1 protein-coding gene is annotated in these 451 nt (G+C 40.4%); it reads right to left on the bottom strand.

Going from position 1 to position 451, the window contains the following annotated elements:
• A partial coding sequence (locus tag FY251_RS23805; RefSeq protein WP_148416917.1) for an AAA family ATPase occupies positions 1-451 on the bottom strand: 451 nt, incomplete at both ends.

The following is a 451-nucleotide window of genomic DNA, read 5'->3' as shown; positions in this document are numbered from 1 at the left end:
GAATAGGTAGTGAAACTCAGTCACATATTGTCGCAGGTAATGTGGCATAGGTTTTATAATGCTGCCACAGCCACTTCTTTCTATTATAAAGTGGCCCTTTCCTCCATGACCTGGTTTTGGAAGTCGTTTTGCGAATTTTAGAAAATCGAGGTTGTGTGTGGAAATGAAAAGCTGCTTATATCGATCTTTTTTGGATCCATTCTGATCAATAGTTGGGTTAGTGATCAACCCGTGAATTAAGCTATAAACAAAGAATATATGATCACTATCAAGGCTTGAAACAGGGTCATCAATATAAATAATTAAATCCTTTCCTTGTGATTCGGTGCCTTCCAAGCTGGCTACAAAATAGCAGAACGCAAGGAGGCTGCATTCGCCCTCACTTAGGTTGTATGCTTTTAAATTCCCTCTTCGAACCTCAAATTTCACGCCTTCGCGATCTGGGTCAGTG

The sequence above is a fragment of the Haloferax sp. KTX1 genome (assembly GCF_902410085.1).
Classification (GTDB): Archaea; Halobacteriota; Halobacteria; order Halobacteriales; family Haloferacaceae; genus Haloferax; species Haloferax massiliensis.
Note: the sequence above shows the minus strand (reverse complement) of the source record. Positions and strands in the feature narration are given on the sequence as shown.